The 16519-nt window shown below is 34.0% G+C and carries 10 protein-coding genes; 8 read left to right on the top strand and 2 right to left on the bottom strand.

Annotation, left to right across the window (positions count from 1 at the left end):
• The 3 genes from secDF to N4A35_09715 all read left to right on the top strand — a co-directional run bounded on the left by secDF (position 1) and on the right by N4A35_09715 (position 4458).
• Positions 1–3141, top strand: a complete 3141-nt coding sequence (gene secDF / locus N4A35_09725; GenBank protein ID MCT4581683.1) for a protein translocase subunit SecDF — start codon at positions 1–3, stop codon at positions 3139–3141.
• A gap of 74 nt (positions 3142–3215) precedes the next feature.
• Positions 3216–3524 (top strand): twin-arginine translocase TatA/TatE family subunit, encoded by a 309-nt coding sequence (locus N4A35_09720; protein ID MCT4581682.1) that lies wholly within the window; start codon positions 3216–3218, stop codon positions 3522–3524.
• Between the two features lies 1 nt (position 3525).
• Positions 3526–4458: a calcium/sodium antiporter gene (locus tag N4A35_09715; GenBank protein MCT4581681.1), complete on the top strand. Its 933-nt coding sequence runs from the start codon at positions 3526–3528 to the stop codon at positions 4456–4458.
• Here N4A35_09715 and N4A35_09710 read toward each other — a convergent pair.
• Both N4A35_09710 and N4A35_09705 read right to left on the bottom strand, forming a co-directional pair.
• Complete coding sequence (locus N4A35_09710) at positions 4455–6614, bottom strand: helix-hairpin-helix domain-containing protein (GenBank protein ID MCT4581680.1); 2160 nt, start codon at positions 6612–6614, stop codon at positions 4455–4457. The genes N4A35_09715 and N4A35_09710 overlap by 4 nt on opposite strands.
• Positions 6615–7433: a hypothetical protein gene (locus N4A35_09705; protein MCT4581679.1), complete on the bottom strand. Its 819-nt coding sequence runs from the start codon at positions 7431–7433 to the stop codon at positions 6615–6617.
• A 184-nt stretch (positions 7434–7617) separates the two neighbouring features.
• On the opposite strand from N4A35_09705, the gene tatA reads away from it, so the two are divergent.
• The 5 genes from tatA to N4A35_09680 form a co-directional block, all read left to right on the top strand.
• Positions 7618–7791: a twin-arginine translocase TatA/TatE family subunit gene (tatA, locus tag N4A35_09700; protein MCT4581678.1), complete on the top strand. Its 174-nt coding sequence runs from the start codon at positions 7618–7620 to the stop codon at positions 7789–7791.
• A 171-nt stretch (positions 7792–7962) separates the two neighbouring features.
• Positions 7963–9393: an Asp-tRNA(Asn)/Glu-tRNA(Gln) amidotransferase subunit GatA gene (gene gatA / locus N4A35_09695; GenBank protein MCT4581677.1), complete on the top strand. Its 1431-nt coding sequence runs from the start codon at positions 7963–7965 to the stop codon at positions 9391–9393.
• An 80-nt stretch (positions 9394–9473) separates the two neighbouring features.
• Complete coding sequence (locus N4A35_09690; protein ID MCT4581676.1) at positions 9474–10883, top strand: LysM peptidoglycan-binding domain-containing protein; 1410 nt, start codon at positions 9474–9476, stop codon at positions 10881–10883.
• Position 10884: 1 nt separating this feature from the next.
• Positions 10885–13866 carry a histidine kinase gene (locus N4A35_09685; protein MCT4581675.1) on the top strand — a complete coding sequence of 994 codons (2982 nt, stop codon included), beginning with the start codon at positions 10885–10887 and terminating at the stop codon, positions 13864–13866.
• A gap of 2 nt (positions 13867–13868) precedes the next feature.
• Positions 13869–16519: histidine kinase (locus tag N4A35_09680; protein MCT4581674.1), on the top strand; the 2651-nt coding region annotated here is incomplete at its 3' end.

Below are 16519 nucleotides of genomic sequence, written 5' to 3'. Positions count from 1 at the left end.
ATGCAAAACAGAGGAGCCATTTGGACTTTTACTATTTTACTGACAGTTGCATGTCTTTATCAGTTATCATTTTCATGGGTAACTAAAGGTTTGGAAAACAAGGCAGTAAAACACGCCAAAACAGAATGGGACAATGTGATGAACTCAGGAGATGAGTTTGTGGTGTTGGGAAGAGATACCTTATCTGTAAGAGGTGTTGATGGTAATGTCGATGAGAAAACTGCTCAAACAGCGAAAACTTTTTATGAGACTTCGTATGTTTCAGAGCACGCAGATGATCCAATTTATCCTGTTTTTGGTTTAACGTACAGACAATGTAACGACCAAAAGTTAGGAACAGGACTGGATCTACAAGGAGGGATGAGTGTAACACTTGAAATCTCTATTGAAGAATTAGTATTAAACAAAGCAGGGCATTCGCCAAAACCAGCTTTTAGAGTGCCTTATGCACAAGCACTGAAAGAGTTTGGAGAAGGGAAAAGTGATGACTTTATTGGGTTGTTTGAAGCCGCTTATAATTCAAGTGAATACGGAAACGATCAAATGACTTTCTTTAGTGTTGGAGATAAAGAAAACTTTTCTTTAGAGAACACCAATGCTCAAATGATTGCTAAGTTGAGAATGTTGGCTGCTGAAGCTATTGATAATACAGAAAAAATTATCGAAACAAGAATTAACCGTTTTGGTGTTTCTCAACCAAGTATCCAAAAACAACCAATTTCAGGACGTTTACATATTGAATTGCCAGGAGCAAAAGATAAAGAGCGTGTTCGTAAATTATTACAGTCAAGAGCAGAATTAGGTTTTTGGTTAGGGAATACAGGAGATATTAGTTCTTCTTTACTTCAGTTAAATGAAGTATTAAAAAATAAAGAAAATGCTGAAGATGTAGCAGATGCTTTTGATGTTGAGGATTTAGTACAAGACACAACTAAAACAGAAGAACTTGCTTCTAGTTCTATTGATACAACAGGTGTCGATACGACAAAAACTACTGAAGATGCAGATTTAGCAGCATTGGAGTTAGAAGACGAAAAAGTAGATTCTAGTGCAACAACTGAAAACGCTGATATTGTTAGTGGACCGTTGTTTAGTCTATTGAAAAACATTAATCAAGGACCTATTACTTCTTATGTAGGGATGGCTAAAGCTGTTGATACCGCTAAGATTAACCTAATGTTGAATGGTGAAGAAGCGAGAGGCTTATTACCAGAAGGGGTGTTTTTTAGATGGTCTAACTCAAATAATGAGGGGAAAGGGCATACTTTGTATGCGTTAGAAATGACAAAAAATGGTAACCCATTATTAAATGGTGATGATATTAGTAATGCAGCTCAAGATTATGACCAACAAGAAAGTGAAGTGGTTGTAACTGTAGGAATGACTGCTTATGGTGCTTCTGAGTGGGAAAGCATTACCACAAATAATGTAGGAAGAATTACAGCAATTGTATTAGATAATGAAGTTTATTCTGCTCCAGTCATTAATCAGCCTATTGCAGGTGGACAAACTCGTATTTCTGGAGACTTTACCATTCCAGAGGCACAAGATTTAGCTACAGTATTAGTTGCTGGATCTTATGATACTCCTGCAAAAATAGTTGATGAGGCTGTTGTAGGGCCAACGTTAGGAGAAGCAAATATTAAAGCCGGTATGTGGTCATTTATCGCAGCTTTAATCTTAGTGTTGTTATACATGGTAGCATACTATGGAAAAGCTGGTGTTGTTGCAAGTATCGCTTTAATTGCGAATATCTTCTTCTTACTAGGAGCTTTAGCTTCTTTAGGAGCACAGTTAACATTACCTGGTATCGCAGGTTTGGTTTTAACATTAGGAATGTCTGTGGATGCTAACGTGTTAATCTTCGAACGTATTAGAGAGGAGTTAAGAGAAGGAAAAGGTGTTAAACTAGCGATTAAAGATGGTTATAAACATGCTTACTCAGCGATTATTGATGCCAACATTACTTCGTTATTGACGGCTGTAGTATTAGCTTATTTTGGAACAGGTCCAATTCAAGGGTTTGCTACAACGTTAATTGTTGGGGTGTTTACATCATTGTTCTCTTCAATCTTATTAACACGTTTGATTTTCTCTTATTTAATAGATAGAAATTCAAATGTTACTTTCTCTAGAAGTTTCTCTGAAAATATGTTTGCTAACATGAATGTTGACTTTGTTGGTAAGAGAAAGAAGTTTTACTTAGTATCAATCGCTGTAGTTGTTTTAGGAATTGTTTCTTTAGTTTCTATCGGGTTAGATAAGAGTGTAGAGTTTACAGGAGGAAGAGTTTATCGTGTTGAGTTTAGTGGAACAGCTCCTGGACAGGATGCTATCGCAGCTGCAGTAGAAAAATTCTCTGTAGAAGGTGATTTAACGGTAAAGCCTGATGTTAAAACAATCAACAACGAATACACATTAGAGTTAACGACAAAGTATTTATATACAGATGTTTCTAAAGATGCAACAAAGAAAGTTGATTCTGTAATGAATTTAGGGTTTGTAGATGCTGGTTATGTGGCAGAAGCAGAAGCTGGGAAAGAGACGAAAAACTCTTATAAAGTCATTCAACAACGTTCTGTAAATGCACAAATTTCTGATGAGTTAATCTTAGGTTCTTTTATGGCGATTATCTTCTCTTTAATTGTAATCTTTGCATATATCGCATTCAGATTTAATAGAATGACATTTGGTATTGGAGCATTAATCGCAATGTTCCACGATGTTTTAGTTGTACTTGGATTGTTCTCAATCTTATACAAAATTATGCCATTCTCAATGCAAATAGATCAAGCATTTATTGCAGCAATTCTTACTGTTGTAGGTTATTCGATTAACGATACCGTGGTAGTATTTGATAGAATTCGTGAGTATATTAAATTGCACCGAAGAGATGAGCAAAATGCTGTAATTAATAAAGCATTAAACAGTACATTAAGTAGAACGTTGAATACTTCGTTAACTACATTCTTAGTATTGTTAGTGATCTTCATCTTTGGAGGAGAATCAATTAAAGGTTTCTCATTTGCGTTAATGATAGGTGTGGTAGTAGGTACTTATTCATCAATATTTATCGCAACACCATCTGTTATTGATTTGAGTAAAGGTTCTTTAATGCCTAAAAAAGCAGAAGAGAAATAAAAGAAGATACTTTATTTACTTAATAAGCCTTTTCAGGAAAACTGAAAAGGCTTTTTTTATATCTTTGTAGTTCGATGAAGTTTTTATTCTTAGATAGCATAAGTACAGGAGAGGTCGTAGTTATCTTACTGTTTATCCTGATTTTTTTTGGTGCCGATAGTATTCCTAAAATCGCTAGAACTTTAGGGCGAACAATTCGACAGGTAAAAGATGCTACACAAGATATTCAAAGAGAAATAAAAGATTCTGTAAAAGATTCGGCGGGAAATTTTCAAGGAATAGAACAGTCTGTAAAACAAACGTTTGATGAAACTAAAAAGTCGGTTTCAAGCAACCTGTCTGAAATAGAAAAACCATTAAAAGATATTAAAATAGACGACTAATATGGGGATTTTGTTTTTAGTTCTTGGGTTGGTGATTTTAGTAGTTGGTGGCGAATTGTTGGTAAAAGGAGCAGTAACCATAGCTAATAACTTTAAAATTTCACCCTTGGTCATTGGAATGACGATTGTCTCATTTGGAACATCTGCACCTGAACTGTTAGTGAGCTTACAAGCTGCCTTGGATGGAAATCCATCAATTTCAATAGGAAATGTAGTAGGGTCGAACATTGCAAATTTGGCACTAGTGTTGTCGATTACAGTACTAATTTTTCCAATTATTGCTGAACGTCAAACGAAAATCGTTGACTGGCCAATGATGATGCTAGCTACCTTATTGTTTGTGGTATTTTCTTTGGATAATCAAATTGTTTGGTGGGAAGGCGCAATCTTATTTGGTATACTGGTTTCTTTTACTTTTTTATTAATTCGTAATTCAAGAAAGCAAAATAAAAAAGTAGAAGATGATGAGCTAGAAACAAAAGGCTCTACATTTATTGGAATCGCTCTGTTGTTAGGTGGGCTTATCGGTTTGTATTTTGGTTCAGAGTGGTTTGTTAGTGGTGCAGTAACAATCGCTAAATATTTTGATTTAAGTGATCGAGTTATTGGTGTTACAGTCGTAGCTTTTGGAACTTCTGCACCAGAACTAGTGGCTTCAACAGTAGCAGCTTACCGTCAACAAACAGATATTTCTGTCGGAAATCTGATAGGGTCCAATTTGTTCAATATTATGGCTGTTCTGGGAATTACGAGTATGGTTACTCCAATATCAGTTGAACAATCAGTATTATCTTTTGATATGTTCTGGGTTGTTGGAATAGCGTTAGCGATGTTGCCCATCTTATTTATTGGTAAAAAGATTGGTAGAATAAAAGGAGTGTTACTCTTGGGGAGCTATGTTTCTTATATTCTTATCGTTTTAGGCAGGGCTTAAAATTTAAACCTCACTTGAGCAGTTACTTGAGTTTTAGTGTTGCCATTAATTTCTTCTAGGCCTGTTCCTATTGTTTCTACATCGTTATAATACCACTGTGCCCATCGTAACCAAACGTCTATCCCTTTTCTAATTCTATATCTTGTTGTAAGTTGAACTCTAGTCCCCCTATTGTAATAGGCAGGAATAGAATAAGCGTATAAGACATTACTTTCATAGGCGTAAATTCTAGCGTCATAAGAATCCATTTCAAACAAAGCATACCTAAAAGTAAAAGAGAAAGGACTAGAAAGTGGTTTGTATGCAATGTCTTGATAGATTAAGTAGCCCGTTTCTTGTGGGCTGTTTCCTCGTTTATAGGTGCGGAATTCAACCCTGTTTTTTAATTGTATAGTTTCTGATATTTTGTAATTTACGTTGAAACGGTAATTCCACATGTCTTCAGAAACAACAGGAGTAATGTCATTAACGTCTTCTTCAGTGTTTTTAGGTTTTACTCGGTTTCTTATTCTACCGTAAAGTTCTAGCTTTTTGGAGTGTTTATACTTTACTTGCAATAAACCATCGTAACCAAAAGTGTTAGGCATGTCTGTTAAATAACGCATCCACGGGAACTTAAATTGATCCATGTAGGCATTGATGGTCCATTTTAAATTAGGTTTAGCCTCCAAACCAATAATCAGCCCCTTTTCGTTTACATTAGCGCTACTTTCAGCAAAAGCCATACTTCTTACAGATTGGTAATCCTTTCCATAGTTACGATAAAGAATAGAGGCAGAAAGCTTAGGGTCTAAAGAAGCTAAAATTCCATGCAGCATTGCTGTTCCTCCATTTTCACTTCTAGAAAGTTCACCATAAACATTAAAGTTTTTATAGATATAGCTATAATCGGCTCCTATAACGTTATTTTGGTTGCTATTAAATTGAAACTGGCTATATGGAGCTAAGTTTCGTTCAAGGTTCCCATTATAATTAGAATGTACACCTGTTACCCCCACTTTTAAGTTGTTATTAACGAATTTTACATTACCTCCTATATAAGTTTCCTGAAGTAAATCTTTATCGTTTAATGTCCCTACTGTATTGTGGTTACCTGTTGCTTGAAAAGAAGTGAAAGTACTAATAGCGTCTAATCCTTGTAAAGAGGTGTCAGCTACTTCAAGTAGGTTAGCATCAATATTCTTACGTGATCCAAATGCCGTAATTTCTATGTTTTTTATTGGAGCCAAAGTTAATGCCCCACCTCTTAAAAAGTTGTTTTCATCAACCGAAGCGTAGGGGCGAATGCCTTGAGCATTTCGTTTAAAGCTCATAACATCTACAGTTTTTCCAAAAGCCAAACCACTCCAAAATGTGAGTCCTTGACCAATTTGCATGTGGTAGTCACCAATAGCAAGCCCTTTTACTTTTCCAATGTTTTTTAAATAAAAGTGAGCAGAGTAATAATCAAACCCTTTGTTTTGTTGGAGTCCAAAGAGTTCTGTAGCGCGCTCATTACCCCAAAAAGATTCTCCTGCATCTTTTTCCATGGTTAATCCAATACTGACATTGTTTAGGTACTTAAAGCGATAGCGCATGTATAATTTATCTTGGCTACCTAGGTATTTTGTGTTTTCACTATCTAGCCATTCTTGATCGGTAACAGCTCTATAGCCTTTTTGTTCTTCTAAAACTCTTGAGTAACGTAAGAAAATAGTATTTGTGGCATTCTCCATTAAGTCTTTAAAGTTGGTATGTGGAGAATACAACTCAGTATTCACGGTAACAAAAGGTAAGATATTACGAATAGTCTGCGTGTCAAAACCATCTACAGATTGTAGCTCGTAAATAGACATTAAATTTCCGTTTTTTTCGACGTGTTTTATTATTGCGTTAACCTGAAATTCGGTTAATAACCTTGTTTGCATTAAGTCATCTTTAATGTTTTTGTCGTTAAGGTTAATTGGATTTTCATAGTAAGCACTTAATAAGTCAAAAAGTGTTGTAAAGTCAATATCTTCATCCTCTAAGTTTTCAGCAATAGTTTCTACACTTCGTTCAATGATCGCATTTTTTTGAGCATTATTACTGAGTTCATTTTTTTGAGCAAAACCATTAAGACTATACAATAAAAAGAATAGCGTTAAGCAATGATATGAAAAGAGATAACGTAGCACTTACTTTTTCTTAAATTGATAGGTGAACGAGATTTCAGGAGAAAATCCTAAGGTTTGGTGGTATGTTGTAGCTATGTTTAATTGATATTGTTCTAAATTTAATCCAAAACCAAAAGCTCCAAGTGTAGGGCCAGTAGAAACACCACCTCTAAAATAAAGTTTGTTGTTGGCGTTGTATTCAATACCTGTTTTAAGAGCGGCCAAATGATCTACATCTTTTTCGGTTTCTACCACAATGTTTACTTTTTCAGAGAGTTGATACCCCAGTCCCAATCTCATAATTGTAGCAATAGCCTCGTTGTTATAATCGTTTAGTGTTGTACGGGTAGGGTTATACACATGTGCTCCTATGGTTAGTTTTTGAGTTAGTTTGGCCTGTAACCCTATTTCAGCTGCAAAAGCAGTATTAGCGCCATAAATCCCTCCCAGTCTTGTGCTTAAATAATCCAGTTGAACTCCTCCAGAAAGCTTTTCACTCAGTTGTAAAGCGTAGGCTAATCCCACTTTGTTTTCTTGATATAAAGCATATCCAAAATTACTCCATTGAATAGCAAAAGCTCCTTTTTTAAGAGGGTGGGCATAGGCTAAACCTAAGTTGCTCAATTCAGAAACCGTAAATTTGTTTTGATAGTAAACTCCCGCCGATGGGGATTTAAGCCATGCTAGTCCAGCTTGGTTATGGTGCGTACTCCATACATCAGATAATGTGACTGAAGCATGAGCCATTCCTGCTGAACGACCACCAAAATGAATGTTAGACTGAGCAATAGACCAAAGTGTCAATGAGCTAAGTAATAACATCGAAATACCTTTTTTCATAGATACTGTGTTTCTAAGTGCTAGCAATTTAGAAATAAATTAGGAAAATGAGCCTAAAAAGGAAAGATATTTTAGAAGGAGCGAATAGATTTAGTATATGAATGGAGTTTTTGTTATCTTTGTCTGATTATATAGATAAGAATCATTAGAGATAAATGTTATGACAATCGCAACAATAAATACAATGCAAGCAGTAATAGGATGGCCACAAATGGTTTTAATTGCTGTTGTTGTTCTATTATTATTTGGAGGGAAAAAAATTCCTGAGTTGATGAAAGGCTTAGGGAAAGGTGTGAAAGAATTTAAAGACGCTACTAACGGAGAGAATAACGACGATTTAGATAAGCTAGAAAAATAACCCTTTTTTTGCGTTCTTATTTATTGGATTATAAATAAGAGGGGAGTCGTTTTTGTTGAGGAAAGATCTTAGCTTTTTTAGTTGAGTCTGCTGAACAAAAACTATAATCCATGGTGTGAAAGATATACCAGTTTTAGAGATATCAACACTCTGAATATATCAAAATATACAATGAAAAATTACACTTCATTATCAACTGTTCGTCAAGATTTAACTAATGGAACAGTTTCTTGCATAGACCTTACTAAAGGGTATATTCAAAAGATACAAAATTCTAAAACCAATTCGTTTTTGGAAGTTTTCGAAACATCTGCTCTAGAAAAAGCCCAAGAAGTAGATCAGAAATTGCAAAACAATACTGCTGGAAAATTGGCGGGAATGGTGATTGGAATTAAAGATAATATTTGCTATAAAGGGCACAACGTTTCTGGAGCATCTAAAATCTTAGAAGGATTTGAGTCTATATATAGTGCAACGGTTGTTGAGCGACTATTAGCAGAAGATGCAATTATCATTGGACGATTAAATTGTGATGAATTTGCAATGGGAGGTTCTAATGAAAATAGTGCATATGGAAATGTTTTAAATCCACTAGATCATACAAAAGTCCCAGGAGGGTCATCTGGAGGGTCTGCTGCAGCTGTCAAAGAAGGTTTATGTTTAGCTACCTTAGGTTCAGATACTGGAGGTTCTATTCGTCAACCAGCTTCTTTTTGTGATATTGTAGGATATAAACCTACCTATGGAAGAGTTTCCAGGTATGGTTTATTAGCTTATGCATCAAGTTTCGATCAAATAGGTCCACTAACACACAATGTTGAAGATGCAGCCTTAATAGCTGAAGTAATTTCAGGACAAGATCACTACGATAGTACCTCTTCATCGAAAGAAGTTGAAACGTATTCTGAAAATTTAGATACAACAAAAGGAGAGACTTTAAAAATAGCATACTTAAACGATTGTTTAGAAAGTAGTGGTTTAGATGCTGAGATAAAAACTGGAACAGAACAGCTGATCGCTGATTTAAGAGCGCAAGGACATACCGTACAGGGAGTCGATTTCCCATTTTTAGATTATGTCGTGCCTAATTATTATATATTAACTACTGCTGAAGCTTCTTCTAATCTTTCACGTTATGATGGAGCACATTATGGGTATAGAAGCCCTCAATCTAAAGATATAAACTCTACTTATGTTTATTCTCGTTCAGAAGGTTTTGGACAAGAAGTAAAACGTAGAATTATGTTGGGAACCTTTGTGCTGAGTGCTGGTTATTATGATGCTTATTATACCAAAGGCTTGAAAGTTAGAAGAATGATTAAGGAGAAAACGGAAGAAATTTTCAAAGAATTTGATTTTATTTTATTGCCAACAACTCCAACAACAGCTTTTGGAATAGGTGAAAATATCAAAGATCCAATTACCATGTATCTACAAGATATCTTTACTGTTCATGCAAACCTTGCAGGAATACCTGCAATTTCTCTTCCTTTAGGGAAACATTCTAATGGGATGCCTTATGGAATACAGTTAATGGCAAAATCATTCGATGATGCAAAATTGTTAGCTTTTTCAAATGAAATAATGGAAAATAGAAAATAACCTTGAAGCAAGTACAAGCGAAAATATATAGGAATACAAAAGACCTGAAACGATTTGTTTTAGGTCTTTTGTGCTTTGTTATGCTTAGCGTCAGTAATCTTGCTCAAGATGCTGTAGATTCAGTAAAAACGGACACTATTATTGATTTAACTTTTGTTGATGAATACGATAGTTTGTTAGTTGCTCATTTTTCTCAGCTATGGGAGTTTCGAAATCAAGGAAGCTTTAAGCTTGAAGATGAAAGCTTTACTGATTCGATTAATGAGACATTGTTTGAAGAAAGAGTCAATAGCTTAAGAGCACAAACACCATTTGACTTTAGGTATAATGCTCCTACCAAAGCGATGATTAACTTGTATGCTAATAAACGTAAACGACTTACAGCTAAGATGTTGTCGTACAAAGAATTGTATTTCCCTTTATTTGAAGAGTATTTAGCAAAATACGAGTTGCCCCAAGAGTTAAAGTATTTACCAATAGTCGAGTCAGCGCTAAACCCTAGAGCTCGCTCAAGAGTAGGTGCTGGAGGTTTGTGGCAATTTATGCCGCGCACAGGAGAAATGTATGATTTAACCATAACCTCTTATGTAGATAAACGTTGTGATCCTTATTTGGCAACAGATGCCGCTTGCCAATACCTTAGTTTTTTACACGAAATTTATCACGATTGGAATTTGGTTTTAGCAGCTTATAATTGTGGACTAGGAACAGTTAATAAAGCAATAAGAAGAGCAAATGGAGCAACAAATTATTGGGAGATAAGACATTTGTTACCTAAAGAAACACAAAATTATATTCCAGCTTTTACAGCAGTAAATTATGTGATGAATTACTATCAAGCGCATGATATTGAGCCTAAAGAAGTAAAGTTCCTTAATTTAAATATAGACACCGTTCATGTTTGTAAACGAATAGAGTTTGATGTGTTGGAAGAATGGTTAGGATACGAACAGCATAAGTTAAGGTATCTAAATCCGATGTTTATTAATCATGTGATCCCCTCAACCAAAACCTACTATAGCCTATGTTTGCCAAGACCTTTGATCGGTGATTTTATTCAACTTGAGGATTCGATTTACAAGTATTCATCGTTAGCTTATCAAAGTTATGTTGCCCATAATAAACTAAAAAGAATACAGTATACGCATATTATTAAATCAGGTGAAACCTTAGCATCAATAGCGAATAAATATAATTGTACTCCAGAAGATATTAAAGCATGGAATAATCGCACATCCAATAAAGTTTATCGAGGGAGAAAATTAGTTGTTTTTAAGGAAACCACCTCTTTAAAAGAAGTTAAAGCATCTAATTCAGGAGCCATAACAAATGCTGAGGGAACAACCATTTATACGGTGAAAAGAGGCGATACACTTTGGGATATCGCCCAAAAATATAGAGGAGTTTCTGTCAACGATATTAAAGCTGCTAATGGAAATATGTCAAGCAGGTTAAGTACAGGACAAAAAATTAAAATACCAATACGTTAGAATGCGTTTAATTCTTGTTGTTCTATTATTACTTCCTTTTGCACTTCAATCGCAAGAACGGGTATATCGTAACTATACTGTAGAAGATGGATTGCCCAGTTCAGAGGTTTATTTTTCATTTATAGACTCTAAAGGCTATATCTGGTTTGCTACAGATGCAGGAGTTAGTCGCTTTAATGGTTACGAATTTGAGAATTTTGGTACAGCAAGCGGTTTAACAGATAATACTATTTTTCGAATAACAGAAGATGCTAAGGGAAGAATATGGTTTGCGCCATTTAATGGACGATTTTGTTATTATGAAAAAGGAAAAATAACAGAGTTTATTTATAAAAAAAACAAGAAGTTAAATGGGTTGTATGTAATGAAATCCTTTTTTGTTGATAAAGATGAAAATATATGGCTAGGAACACTTGAAGATGGAATTTATGTGATTAATAAACAAGGGATAAAATCAGTTGTAAAAGAAAGAACGCTGAATGAACTTTCAATGAAAGGAGTATTTCATACAGAAAATGTTAGTATGGGGACGGCAATACCCTTAGATATAAAAGCCTTGTATATAAAAGAGAATAAACCACAAAGATTTCGATTAACAATAGAAAGAAATAACAAAACGATTTATCAAGATAGTGCCGTTTTATACGATTTCTTGAAAAATAGGCATAGAATCAAACACCCAGGATATCTATTACGAACATTTGCTTACACAAAAAACAGTTTAATTTTTGATAATTATTTTACAGAAGAATTATACCTCTATACAATTAAAAACGATCAAGTTTTAAAGAAAGTATATGATTTTTCTATGTTTAAGGATAAAGATATTTTATACTTAAAACATGTTGAAAATTTTGTTTGGGTAACAGTGCGAGAAGGAGGGGTTTATAAGTTCCAATTGTTAGAAGAAGACCTTCTTTTATTAAGCCATGAGTTTCCTACCGAATCAATTTCATCGATCAACTTTGACCAAGAGGGAGGAACATGGTATACTTCAGTGAATAGTGGGGTTTTATATATTCCTAATCATAGCATAATAAAGCGAGCATTAAACAATAAAAAAATCTTTCAAATTGAAACAGATACCGTTAGTCAAACAATCTTTATTAACACAAAAGATGGAATATATAACCATAAAAATAATAGAATAATAGAAAATAAAGGATACAGTTTTGGTGCTGCAAAGGTTTATTTTGATTACGAGAAAAAAGCTTTACTATGGGGAGCTTATGCAGAGGAAAATACTCCTAAAATGTATACTTATAAAGATAAAAGAGTAGGGTCTTTACCCCAAAAATTTGATGTTTCTCCAGGGTTTAAAAGTGTCGTAACAGATGGCGATACAATGTATCTAGGGACCCATAATGGAGTCATTGTTCTTTATCCTGAAAAGACTTATGTTTCTAATGAAACACTAGAGGGGAAAATATGGTGTACAAGCCTAATGAAAATAGATGGAAAATTATGGATTGGAACGAATACAGGGATTAAATTATATAGAAATGATAAAATAATAGATCCTTTCCCTCAAGATAGTCTATTAAAGGTAAGTATAACGTGTATGGAGCGTTTCAATGATTCTATTGTTTTAGTGGGGACTAAAGGAAGGGGTGTTTTTGTATTTAAGAATGAAACATTATATGGGATATTGAATGATAGCTTAGGTTTATCGAGCAATTTAATTCGAACCATTCATGTCGATAATAAGCGCATAGTTTGGATTGGAACCAATAAAGGGGTAGATCGAGTTCATTATGATGGACAACAATTATTGAATAGCTTTAATTTAAATAAAAAAAATGGGTTAGTATCGGAAGAAATAACTGAGATTAAATCGATAAAAGATTCTATATATATTGGGACAGCTAAAGGGTTGATGGCGGTAAATAGAAAAGATCTTCGTATAAATAAATTAGCCCCAATATTACGAATCAAAAGTGTTTTAATTAATTCTAAAGAGAAACCATACGATAGTTTACAGTTGTTAAGATACAATGATAACAATATATCAATAGGATATGAAGGATTAAACTACAGAAGTCAAGGAACAGTTGACTACCATTATCGATTGTTAGGAGAAGGGCTAGATACCACTTGGAAAGTTTCTCAAGCGCGTATCACAGAATACACATTATTGCCCCCAGGAACCTATAGTTTTGAAGTCAAAGCAGATAATGAAGATGGCATTTGGAGTCAACTGGAGCAAATCTCATTTACAATTCATCCTCCTTTTTGGAAAACGTGGTGGTTTATTGTTTCGATGTTTTTATTCTTTGGGAGTATTGTTTTCTTAATTGTTTACAATTACTTTAAAAATAGAGAGAAACAACTTCAAATAGAGAAACAATTAGTCGAGCTGGAGTTAAAAGCTTTGCGTTCTCAAATGAATCCTCATTTTATTTTTAATATTTTAAATTCAATTCAGCATTACATGTTGAACAATAACTTTAAAGAAACCAATCGTTATTTAACGCAATTTGCAAGGTTAATTCGAACGGTATTGAACGTTTCAGAAAAGCAATATATTTCCATAGGAGAAGAATTAGAGATGCTAAGGTTATACATGAACCTCGAAAAAATGCGTTTTGAAAACGGCTTTGATTATGAAATAATTGTTGATGAAGCTATTGATGAAGATTATGATGAAATCCCCTCAATGTTGATCCAACCTTATGTAGAGAATGCAATATGGCATGGGTTAATGAATAGGGGTACTAAAGGAAAAATAACAATCTCCATAGCGTTAAAAGAAGGAGTTTTGTATTGTACAATAGACGATAATGGAGTTGGTCGAGCAGCCGCAGCAAAATTAAAAGCTCGTCGTAAAATAAAAAGTAAATCAGTAGGGATGCGAATTACCAAAGATCGTTTGAATATCTTAAATGAAGACTCTAATATTAATGTAATTATTGAAGATAAAAAAGACAAAGAAAGTCTTGCTACAGGAACAAAAGTAACGATTAGAGTAGGTTACACCAATTAAAAATGAGACGATACCTCATCTTAATATCGTTCGTCTGTTTTTCTTTGTTCACGCTTGGGCAAGAAGGAGGCTTATACCGTAACTATACGGTAGAAGATGGCTTACCTAGCTCAGAAGTTTATTTTTCTTTTCAAGATTCTAAGGGATACATGTGGTTTGCTACAGATGGAGGAGTGTGTCGTTTCAATGGTTATGAGTTTGAAGTTTTTAATACTACAAATGGCTTAACCGATAACACGGTTTTTCGAATTACCGAAGATGCTAAAGGCAGAATATGGTTTGCTCCTTTTAATGGAAGACTCTGTTATTACAGTGAAGGAAAAATTACAGAATACCATTTCAATAGAGGAAAGGATAACATGAAGTGGATGGCTAAGTTAGTTGATTTTTATGTAGATCCAGAAGAAAATATATGGTTGGGGACAAGAGAAAGTGGAATCGTTAAAGTTACAACAGATCAAATCTTGTATTTAAGTAAGTTTGATCAGAGTACAAAACGTTTGTTTCATTTTATTAAAATCAATAACAATTATATATCAGGTAGCTTTTACAACAAAGAGACTTTTAAAAGACTGTATGAAAGAGCTTCAAGGACTGATACTTATGTTTTTAATAGTGGCCTTGATACTGTTATCAAAACTATAAGAACAAACCAATCTGATCTTTCTGGAGGTTTAGGAGAAAACAATAATTTTTTATATAAAACTAAAACGAAGCTTTATTTATACCTGTATAATCGTTTGGTTACGTTTAGCTTCGAAAAAGGAACGATAAAAAATAAGACCTACCCATTAAATTTTCTAAAGTGGATGGATGTTTTATGCGGTTATAGTTATAAAGATGAATTTTGGATTGGGTTAAAAGGAGGTGGAGCTCTTCAATATGTTTTTAGTGAGAATAAATTAAAGTTAAAAAAAAGATATTTTCCAAAGACTATAATTACGAGTATTGTCAAAGACCGAATAGGGGGGGGGTGGTTTACCAGTTTAAGAAATGGCGTTTTTTATAAGCCCAATACCAATCTTCGTGCCTATAAAAACCAGCTAAAAAGTATCTATCAATTAGAATTAGATACGTTGAATAAAGTTTTGTATATGAATGGATTAGAGGGGAAGTGTGTGGTGGTTGATTTGGTGACAGGGATTCAAGACTCTATCATGTTTAATGAAAAAACAACGACCATAGGATATAATCACCTAACCAACCATATTGTATGGTCCAGTATTGATGCGAAGTCAAAAAAAATCATCGAGTATGCGAAAGGAAATTATAAGGTGCTTACGAAAGGGCAGCAATATTCTAATTATTTTAAAGATATTTTGATTGAAGAGGATTCTATTTACTTAGTTAGCAATAGAGGCTTACATATTGTTTCTGTTTCAGGAGATTATGAATATCATTCAAAATATCAAGCTCAAAAAAAGGATTTTTGGAGCACCAGTCTCATTAAACAAGGAGAGAAGTTATGGTTGGGAACAAATGATGGTTTATTGTGTTACGAAAAGGGAGAAATAACAAACCCTTATCAAGGAGATCGTTTGCTTTCAGCATCAATTACTTGTATAGAGCGATTCAATGACTCTGTTGTTTTGTTAGGAACCAAAGGTGAAGGGGTACTGTTATTCAAAAATGAAACCGTAGAAAAAGTTATTAGTACAGCCAATGGTTTAGTCAGCAATATAGTCAGGGCACTACATGTAGATGATGAAGGAGTCATTTGGGTAGGAACGACAAAAGGAATTAGCCGTGTAAACCTAAATCAAACAACTAGAATGGAAATCTATAATTTAACCCAAAAACATGGCTTAGTTTCCGAAGAGATCACAGCATTAAAATCATACAGAGATACCTTGTACGTAGGAACTGTTAAAGGGGCATTAACACTAAATAGAAAAAAACTCGCATTAAACCATAAGCCTCCTGTTGTATCCATCATTGAGGTAAAAGTAAATAGAAAGTTGAAGCGATTAGATAGTTTAGCATTATTAACATATACAGAAAATAACATTTTAATAAAGTACGAGGGGGTAAACTACAGAAGTCAAGGAACAGTTGATTATCAATATCGATTATTAGGAAATGAATTAGATACCAATTGGAGTGCGACCCAGTCTCGTTTTTCAGAATATACATTACTGCCATCAGGGACATATAATTTTGAAGTCAAAGCAAAAAACGAAGACGGAATTTGGAGTCAACCACAAAAAATTTCATTTATAATCCATGCTCCTTTTTGGAAAACATGGTGGTTTATATTATCAATGTTTTTGCTTTTTGGAAGTATAGTATTTTTAATCGTTTTTACCATAGTGAAAAATAGAGAGGAGAAGCTACGTGTAGAAAAGCAATTAGTAGAGTTAGAATTAAAAGCTTTGCGTTCTCAAATGAACCCTCATTTTATTTTTAATATCTTAAATTCAATTCAGCATTACATGTTGAACAATAATTTTAAAGAAACCAATCGTTATTTAACACAATTTGCAAGGTTAATCCGATCGGTATTGAATGTTTCAGAAAAGCAATATATTTCCATAGGAGAAGAATTAGAGATGTTAAGGTTATACATGAACCTCGAGAAAATGCGTTTTGAAGATGGGTTTGATTATGAAATAATTGTTGATGAAGCTATTGATGAAGATTATGATGAAATCCC

Source organism: Flavobacteriales bacterium (assembly GCA_025210295.1).
GTDB lineage: Bacteria > Bacteroidota > Bacteroidia > Flavobacteriales_D > Parvicellaceae > S010-51.
The sequence above is the reverse complement of the archived record's forward strand: the minus strand, read 5'-3'. Positions and strand labels throughout refer to the sequence as shown.

Coding starts and splice junctions, on each gene's coding strand:
- secDF (MCT4581683.1), top strand. CDS start 1: ATGCAAAACAGAGGAGCCATTTGGACTTTTACTATTTTACTGACAGTT.
- N4A35_09720 (MCT4581682.1), top strand. CDS start 3,216: ATGAAGTTTTTATTCTTAGATAGCATAAGTACAGGAGAGGTCGTAGTT.
- N4A35_09715 (MCT4581681.1), top strand. CDS start 3,526: ATGGGGATTTTGTTTTTAGTTCTTGGGTTGGTGATTTTAGTAGTTGGT.
- N4A35_09705 (MCT4581679.1), bottom strand. CDS start 7,433: ATGAAAAAAGGTATTTCGATGTTATTACTTAGCTCATTGACACTTTGG.
- tatA (MCT4581678.1), top strand. CDS start 7,618: ATGCAAGCAGTAATAGGATGGCCACAAATGGTTTTAATTGCTGTTGTT.
- gatA (MCT4581677.1), top strand. CDS start 7,963: ATGAAAAATTACACTTCATTATCAACTGTTCGTCAAGATTTAACTAAT.
- N4A35_09690 (MCT4581676.1), top strand. CDS start 9,474: ATGCTTAGCGTCAGTAATCTTGCTCAAGATGCTGTAGATTCAGTAAAA.
- N4A35_09685 (MCT4581675.1), top strand. CDS start 10,885: ATGCGTTTAATTCTTGTTGTTCTATTATTACTTCCTTTTGCACTTCAA.